Consider the following 7,525-nt stretch of genomic DNA (forward strand, 5'->3'; position numbering starts at 1 on the left):
CTTGCTGACATGTGATTGGTGTGAGGAAAACAAAGCAAATGCTAAGCAGACAACAGTCTATTGGGAACTGATCACGGGCACACAATCAATTGAAATCATCGAAACGCCGTCCATCTCCTGCACGCACTGCGGTATGACCTATCAAAAGGATGAGACGGTCAAAGAGATTGAAGATCAATTAATTTTAGTGGACCAGACAAAACTTCCAGAAAAAATCTCCTATGAAGAATTAATGAGCATGGAGCGGTTATTAAAGCGAAATTACTTTGACTTTTCTTCATAAGTTGTACCTCCGCCTATACAAGTCATCAAATTGCTGTATAATATAACAACAAAATAGAGTGTCGCGGAGGGAAAACAGGTGAAGTCGTTTTACCATTATTTAATGAAGTTTAGACATCCAAAACCGAAAGATGAAATCAGCCATTTTGCAAATGCTGCGTATGAGGATCACAGCTTTCCTAAAGCTTCCACTGATTATCATGAGCTGTGTGCTTATTTAGAATTAAATGGTGATTATTTAAGCTCAATGACAACATTTGACGAAGCATTTGAGCAATACGAAGTAGAAGTCAAAAAAAAATAACACACAACCGCTTGTTCCATATGGGAGAAGCGGTTTTTTTATGAGAAATAAAATGGCGTTTTGCATGGTGTGGTTGCCCATGCAGAATTCCTTGCGCCGGCATACGATACGTTAAGACCAAAAGTCGGGCAAGGGGGAGACAGAATGAAGGCGAAAGCACCAAAATATCAAGTAGGGGATATTGTCGTCGTTGTCATGTACGGCACAGTCGGAACGATTACAAAAGTCCATCAAATTGACCAGCACTATTTATATGAGGTCAATCATAATGAGGTGCTTTATTTTGAAACATCACTTCAGCTTTACGATGAGTATAGCGGGGTGATTGTCGATACAGAAAAGCTGGACATTGAATATGAGTTCCTCATTGGCGATGTTGTATATGTAAAAGATTACGGAAACGAGCTATTTAAAATCATCGGTCATCGGACCGAAATTTGGCGCTACCTTGAAGATGGCTGGGAGGATGTCATTTACGAACTTACTAGGCTGAAAGACGGAGAGTGGCTGGAAACAGAAGAGGAGGATTTAACGCTTGTCCTAAGGAAATATGAGATGGATCAGTTTGTTCATCAGCTTCTTTTTGTGCATTACGTCGGAGAAACCTCAAAAGAGTTAGAAGAAGATATGGTTCAAACGGCTCTATTGCAGCTAGAAGAGAAACAAGAAAGCGAAGCTTCACTTGAATTTCTCGCTGTATCTATAGTGGATGAGCTTCTTGATATTTATAACGATTATAAAATTCTCTACGAATTTTTCAAAGATCCAGAATATAAGGATATGATGGATTTTATTTTGGAAAGTTTACACGAACATTTTGGTTAAAGAAAGACTTGTCCTAAAACGAATAAAAAATAAGGCACACAGAAAAATGCAATCACATAAAACCATCCCCTCAAGATACGGCCCATCACCTGATCAAATGTTTCTCCATCTAATATGCTTAACCATTTCATTCTTTCAAGCCCCTTTTCTTTTTGTTTACTGCATTTATATGTATGGAATGAGCCATTATGACAAACTGTAATAAAAAACAGCCGGCGTTCATACATCATAAAAAAGGAGGCGGAATGCAATGAAAGAAGCAGATTTGGTGATTGATACAGAGGAAATTGCGGAGTTCTTCTACATGGAGCTGATCAAAAGAGGGTACATACCTGCTGAGCTTGAAACATTTGAGCTGGCTGACATTACATTTGAATATATGCTGAAAAAAGCAATGATAGTTGAAGAAGAGGCGTGGTAGGCACTATACTTTGAAGAGATTCTGAAGAGAGAGGGAGGGGAATCCTTCGCGTGTACATCCTATTTCTTTTCATTTTATTTGGCGCCATTGCTGCGCTCATGGTATCTGGGGCTTTTCAAGATTTGGACAACCAGATCATCTTATGGTTTGAAAGCATCAGACTCCCTTTTTTAAATGATGTCATGCTGGCTTTGACGGACCTTGGCATCAGCGCGCTGCTCGTTCCAATCATGCTCATTTTTAGTGTGGTATTGTTTATGTATAAGCGCTACTACTCTATCATGATGCTTTTTCTATTATATCTTACAGAAAAAACAATCAATCATGAATTAAAGGGGCTGTTTGCTAGAGAGCGTCCGGCCTTTGATCACCTTGTAGGTGAAACGTATTACAGCTTTCCGAGTGGACATTCGATGAATGCAGCCACCATCTATCCTTTTATGGCTTATCTATTAGTTGAGATGATTCCATGGCTGAAAGAACGACAGAAAATCGTCTATTTGATCACAGGACTGGGCGTCCTAGTCATCGGCATCAGCCGGATGTATATTGGCGTGCATTATTTGACAGATGTCGCTGGAGGCTTTGCGATAGGACTCGCTTTATTTCTCATTTGTAAAAAGATTGACGAAAGATTGCCTGTCATTCGACAAAAATAGAAGAAGGAAATTGACAGATCCCAGCCAATTTTATATAAAAGGGGAGGGATTTGAATGCAATTGACGTTGAGATTTTTTCAAAAGAAACCTTCAGCATTTCACTTAACCATTTATCAAACACCTGAATATGGCGCTGCAAGTGGGCATCAGCCTGTGTACCGGACAAAGATTGGCGGCAGAACACACCTTGATGTACTGGAAAAAGCATTCTCGACATTTAATGTACATGATACAGTCCCTAATGATTACAATGCGCGGTTTATCACAACTGGCGATATTGTTGTGATTGATGATAGGAAAAAGGGGAAGTGCTATTATCAGCTCTCTCCGGCAGGATGGAAACGCAGTGAACGACTAATGACGATAGGCTAAATAGATGATGAATGATGCCAGCTTGAGATCCAGCTGGTATTTTCTTTTTTAAGCTCTATCGTTTATAATAAATAGGATAAAATACATAGTAAACGTAAGTGGAGGCTAAAAAATGAGTGTACATATTGGAGCAGAAAAAGGACAAATTGCAGAAACGGTATTGCTACCAGGCGATCCGCTTCGTGCGAAATATATTGCAGATACATATTTAGAAGATGTTGAGTGCTATAACGAAGTGCGCGGAATGTATGGCTATACTGGAACCTATAAAGGAAAACGTGTTTCTGTACAGGGCACTGGGATGGGCGTACCATCTATTTCGATTTATGTGAATGAACTCATTCAAAGCTATGATGTTCAAAACTTAATCCGCGTTGGATCTTGCGGAGCTATCAAAAGGGATGTCAATGTACGTGACGTCATTTTAGCGCAGACATCATCAACAGATTCACAAATGAACCGTGTGGCATTTGGGCCGATTGATTATGCGCCATGCGCCGATTTTGGCCTGCTTAAGAAAGCATATGACACAGCGGAAGCAAAAAATGTCGCTGTACGTGTCGGAAATGTATTTACAGCAGACCAATTTTACAATGAAAAACCACTTGAGCTCATGGCTCAATATGGTATCCTAGCGATCGAAATGGAGACAACCGCTCTTTATTCTCTTGCAGCAAAATTTGATCGAAAAGCGTTATCCATTTTGACAGTGAGTGATCATGTTCTAACAGGAGAAGAAACAACGGCTGAAGAGCGTCAAACAACGTTTGATGAAATGATCTTAATTGCGCTAGACTCCGTTTTATAATAGTATAAAGGGTGTGCTACTACGTAGCGCATCTTTATTTTTTTAGAAGAGCAAAAGGAAGGTATGTCATGAAGAAAAGCTACAAAATACTCTCAATCGCATCGATTCTTGGTTTGACAGCCGCACTATCAGGCTGCCAGTTGCTGGATCAAAAAAGCGGTACATCTGAATCAAACAAAACAAACGAACAAAAAAACGCAGCAAGTTCATCTCCCCAGCACAACTCAAACGATACGGCAGATTCATCGAATCAAGAGCTGACGTTAAAGAGTGAATATTTCAATGACATCAAGGTTGTGAGCGGTCTGAAAACCATTCAAAATCCTGAAAATGTGCTAGCACTTGTTAACAAAGAATATGCATTACCAGGAACCTATAAACCTTCTGATCTCGTTGTGCCAAAAGTAGAATTCTCTTTTTCGGAAGATATTGAAAAGCGGTATATCCGCAAAGAAGCAGCGGAAGCGCTTGAGAAGTTATTCAAAGGTGCAAAAAAGGAAAACTTCGAGCTTGCTGCAGTATCTGGCTATCGCTCCTATGACCGTCAAAAAGTCATTTTTGATAGTGAGGTCAAATTAAAAGGCAAAGAAAAAGCACAAGAAGCAGTCGCTTTACCAGGCGAAAGTGAACATCAAACAGGTCTTGCCATGGACATTTCCTCAAAAAGTGCCGGCTTTGAGATCTCTGAAAAATTTGGTGAAACACCAGATGGCAAATGGGTGGCTAAAAACGCCTATAAATATGGCTTTATCATCCGTTATCCAAAAGGAAAAGAAGACATTACGAAATATGAATATGAGCCGTGGCATTTGCGCTATGTGGGAAAAGAAGCTGCTAAAGCGATGCATGATCACGATTTAACATTTGAAGAATACATGAACAAAGTAAAGAAAATCTAAACAAGTAAAAGGCCTCCCAGTTATTCGGGAGGCCTTCTCTTATTCTTCTTTTAAAAAAAGAACAATCCTGCTAGTGCGAAGCCGGTAATGAACCCGAGTCCGATGCCATACGCTGCACCCCAGCCATAATATCCGCCCCAATAGCCAAAGCCAAAGCCCCCGCGAGACCCGCCGACTGGACGAATATAAACTTTGCGGTTTGTCACACGCTCAATGCGTCCGACATGTACTCTGCCATTACGATCAGTGATTCTAGCGACTTTCCCCATGTGCTGCTGACAAAGCTTGTAGTAGCGCTCCATGTTTTTCCTCCTTATGACAAACTCTTTTCACTCTTATCCTATGCGAGAGACCTCATAGAGTTTGGACAAAACATATAGGGGATTCGCTCATTTTATACAGTGCATTCAAATAGAATGTGACTTAGCTGCTTGCGGTGTGCTTGAATGAGATCGTAGTGTGTTTGCAGCGTCTCGTAAAGAGAAGGCGGTATGTGTTCAGATAATTCCATTTCTGTTGGTTCCTCCTGCACCATATGTTCATCGAATGAGAGAATCTGAATGTCACGGAAGCCTGCTGCTGTTAACTGCTCCTTCCATTCTTCAAGCGACAATAGCGAGTGAAAGCCGTAAAAATCTCGAACAACGGCCATCTCTTCACGTGTAAGAGGGGCTTTTAACACAGCTTCATTTGCAATCAATTGACTGCCAGGAGCAAGGACCCGTTTGATCTCAGCAAGTGCGACAGGCAGCTTGGTAAAGCTTAAAACAGATTCACTGATGAGTAGAGAGAACGCTTGATCTGGAAAAGGTAGCTGCTCAATGGATGCCTCTAAGGCGCGGGTTGGCAGTTCTTCCCGCTTGAATCGCAGGTTCGCCTTTTCAATCATCAATGGATGCGTATCAATGGCCTCCACCTGATAACCTATATTTCCTAAGTAGGCGGCCGTCTGTCCTGTACCGCATCCGGCATCCAGTATACGTGCATGAGGCGGCAGTTTTATATGCTCAATCATCGTTTTTGTTAACTCAATTCCGCCAGGATGGGCACCTGATACGCCAAAATAGGCAAGCATTTCTACATAATCACTCATATCATCCCTTCTTTCCTTATCCTGTTCCTCTCTAAAGATTATGCAATAAAGGAGCAAATGGCTTATCTTTTCAAGTAGAAGTTGATCCTTTGGTTGACGGATGAAGCATCGTCCTTGATAATAATGAAAGGAGATAAAGGTGGTGTTTTTTTGAAAAAACAAATGAAGTTCGTGGTAGCCATTCTGGTGACTGCTGCACTGTCCTCTGCGATTACATTTGTGATCACAAAACAAGGTGCTGTCAGCGTCTCTGGAGACGAGAAGTTTAGTAAACTCATGGCTGCGTATACGAAGGTAAAGGATGAGTATTACGAAAAAACGGATGATCAAAAACTAGTAGATGGTGCGATCCAAGGAATGATTGCATCACTTGATGATCCATACTCTACATATATGGATCAGGAGGAAGCCGAAGGATTTAACAACACCATTTCTTCATCATTTGAAGGAATTGGTGCACAAGTAGAAGAGAAGGATGGACAAATTTTAATTGTCGCACCGATTAAAGGCTCTCCTGCTGAAAAAGCTGGTTTGAAACCTCATGATCATATTTTAAAAGTGGATGGAAAAAGCACCAAAGGCATGTCGGTCAATAAAGCAGTGTCTCTCATCAGAGGACAAAAAGGAACGGATGTCCAGCTGCATCTCAACCGTCAAGGAGTGGGCAATGTAGATGTGACCATCACAAGAGACACGATTCCGCTTGAAACAGTGTATGCAAAACTCACAAAAGACAAAATAGGAGAAATCCAAATTACGTCCTTTGCTGAAACTACATCGAAAGAGCTGGATAAAGCGATTGATGACCTCGAGAAAAAAGGAGCAAAAGGTTTTGTCATTGACCTAAGAGATAATCCAGGCGGCATTATGACAGAAGCCATAGAAATGAGCAATGACTTTATCGATAAAGGGAAAGTCATTATGCAGGTTGAAGAAAAAGGGAAGAAACAAGTGTACAAGGCTGAAAAAGAACGCAAAGTCCGTCAGCCGGCAGTTGTTCTTGTAAATGGCGGCTCAGCCAGCGCTGCTGAAATCATGGCGGCGGCTCTGCACCAATCTTCAGGCATTCAAATTGTGGGTGAAAAGACGTTCGGCAAAGGAACTGTCCAAAATGCGCAAAACTATAATGACGGTTCTAGTGTCAAGTTAACCATTGCAAAATGGCTGACTCCAGACGGTTCTTGGATTCACAAAAAAGGAATCGAACCACAGGTCAAAGCAGCTCTTCCAAGTTATGCAAAGCTGCCGTACTTAAGCCCGGAAAAAATCGTATGAGCTAAATGACAATGGAGATGAAGTCAAAGCGGCTCAAAAAATGTTCCAAGCGCTCGGCTACAAAGCTAAAGCAAACGGTGAGTACGATCAAGCATTCCAGTCTATCGTCAAAAGCTTCCAAACAGACAACGATTTAAAGGCAGACGGTATTCTGACAGGAGATACAACGACAGTTCTGATGACAAAGATCCAAGATAAGTTAAAGAACAACGATACACAAATGAAAAAAGCCCTTGAAGTCTTGAAAAAAGAAATGAAATAAAGAAAAAGCAGTCCTCATCAGGGGACTGCTTTAAGATTGTAGAAAAACCCCACCTTTATTTTAAGTGAAGTGGGGTTTTTTGATAAAAACATATAGAGTTTTATGCTGAACACGGGTCTTTCCATGTCTAGTTTGCTTCCTTTTAAAATTCATGGCAATGAAAGTAAGCATACTTTCTTTTTTGATCCATGTAACGCTGTTAGGTGTTACTATTTGTATGGAAAAAGACTGTTTTAAACTTGACAAAAAAATGTGATTATGCTATAATTCACTTTCTTATTTTTAGAATATATAATAGGATTCTCCTGGCCAGGAGAATCCTATT

General features: G+C 40.8%; 11 protein-coding genes and 1 pseudogene. 9 read left to right on the forward strand and 3 right to left on the reverse strand.

The window, feature by feature from the left end:
• Position 1 precedes the first annotated feature (1 nt).
• The 3 genes from AOQ70_RS18075 to AOQ70_RS18085 all read left to right on the forward strand — a co-directional run bounded on the left by AOQ70_RS18075 (position 2) and on the right by AOQ70_RS18085 (position 1,411).
• The gene (locus AOQ70_RS18075; protein WP_041085745.1) at positions 2-283 is read left to right on the forward strand and encodes a YokU family protein; all 282 of its coding nucleotides are present in this window, start codon (positions 2-4) and stop codon (positions 281-283) included.
• A gap of 78 nt (positions 284-361) precedes the next feature.
• Entirely contained in the window at positions 362-586 is a 225-nt protein-coding gene (locus AOQ70_RS18080; protein WP_024422709.1) for a YozE family protein, read from the forward strand.
• Between the two features lie 144 nt (positions 587-730).
• A complete protein-coding gene (locus AOQ70_RS18085; RefSeq protein WP_059377816.1) occupies positions 731-1,411 on the forward strand; it encodes a hypothetical protein in 681 nt (226 codons plus the stop codon).
• Here AOQ70_RS18085 and AOQ70_RS20115 read toward each other — a convergent pair.
• Positions 1,408-1,542 (reverse strand): hypothetical protein, encoded by a 135-nt coding sequence (locus AOQ70_RS20115; RefSeq protein WP_255290989.1) that lies wholly within the window; start codon positions 1,540-1,542, stop codon positions 1,408-1,410. The genes AOQ70_RS18085 and AOQ70_RS20115 overlap by 4 nt on opposite strands.
• Before the next feature lie 119 nt (positions 1,543-1,661).
• Here AOQ70_RS20115 and AOQ70_RS19475 point away from each other — a divergent pair, with 119 nt between their 5' ends.
• The 5 genes from AOQ70_RS19475 to AOQ70_RS18105 all read left to right on the forward strand — a co-directional run bounded on the left by AOQ70_RS19475 (position 1,662) and on the right by AOQ70_RS18105 (position 4,570).
• On the forward strand, positions 1,662-1,832 hold the full coding sequence (locus tag AOQ70_RS19475) for a YozD family protein (protein ID WP_064497481.1): 171 nt from the start codon (positions 1,662-1,664) through the stop codon (positions 1,830-1,832).
• 50 nt (positions 1,833-1,882) lie between these two features.
• A complete protein-coding gene (locus AOQ70_RS18090) occupies positions 1,883-2,491 on the forward strand; it encodes a phosphatase PAP2 family protein (protein ID WP_058838907.1) in 609 nt (202 codons plus the stop codon).
• A gap of 54 nt (positions 2,492-2,545) precedes the next feature.
• Positions 2,546-2,863: a hypothetical protein gene (locus tag AOQ70_RS18095; protein WP_039179333.1), complete on the forward strand. Its 318-nt coding sequence runs from the start codon at positions 2,546-2,548 to the stop codon at positions 2,861-2,863.
• A gap of 112 nt (positions 2,864-2,975) precedes the next feature.
• Positions 2,976-3,671 (forward strand): purine-nucleoside phosphorylase, encoded by a 696-nt coding sequence (gene deoD / locus AOQ70_RS18100; RefSeq protein ID WP_012010274.1) that lies wholly within the window; start codon positions 2,976-2,978, stop codon positions 3,669-3,671.
• A gap of 68 nt (positions 3,672-3,739) precedes the next feature.
• Positions 3,740-4,570, forward strand: a complete 831-nt coding sequence (locus AOQ70_RS18105; protein ID WP_039179330.1) for a M15 family metallopeptidase — start codon at positions 3,740-3,742, stop codon at positions 4,568-4,570.
• A 50-nt stretch (positions 4,571-4,620) separates the two neighbouring features.
• Here the strand turns inward: AOQ70_RS18105 and AOQ70_RS18110 are convergent, their stop codons facing one another.
• Both AOQ70_RS18110 and AOQ70_RS18115 read right to left on the reverse strand, forming a co-directional pair.
• A complete protein-coding gene (locus AOQ70_RS18110; RefSeq protein ID WP_024422704.1) occupies positions 4,621-4,872 on the reverse strand; it encodes a hypothetical protein in 252 nt (83 codons plus the stop codon).
• Between the two features lie 92 nt (positions 4,873-4,964).
• Positions 4,965-5,663 carry a class I SAM-dependent methyltransferase gene (locus AOQ70_RS18115; RefSeq protein WP_039179329.1) on the reverse strand — a complete coding sequence of 233 codons (699 nt, stop codon included), beginning with the start codon at positions 5,661-5,663 and terminating at the stop codon, positions 4,965-4,967.
• A gap of 150 nt (positions 5,664-5,813) precedes the next feature.
• Here AOQ70_RS18115 and AOQ70_RS18120 point away from each other — a divergent pair.
• Positions 5,814-7,200, forward strand: a pseudogene (locus AOQ70_RS18120) (S41 family peptidase).
• Positions 7,201-7,525 lie beyond the last annotated feature (325 nt).

The sequence above is a fragment of the Bacillus sp. AM 13(2015) genome (genome assembly GCF_001518755.1).
Lineage (GTDB): Bacteria > Bacillota > Bacilli > Bacillales > Bacillaceae > Bacillus > Bacillus safensis.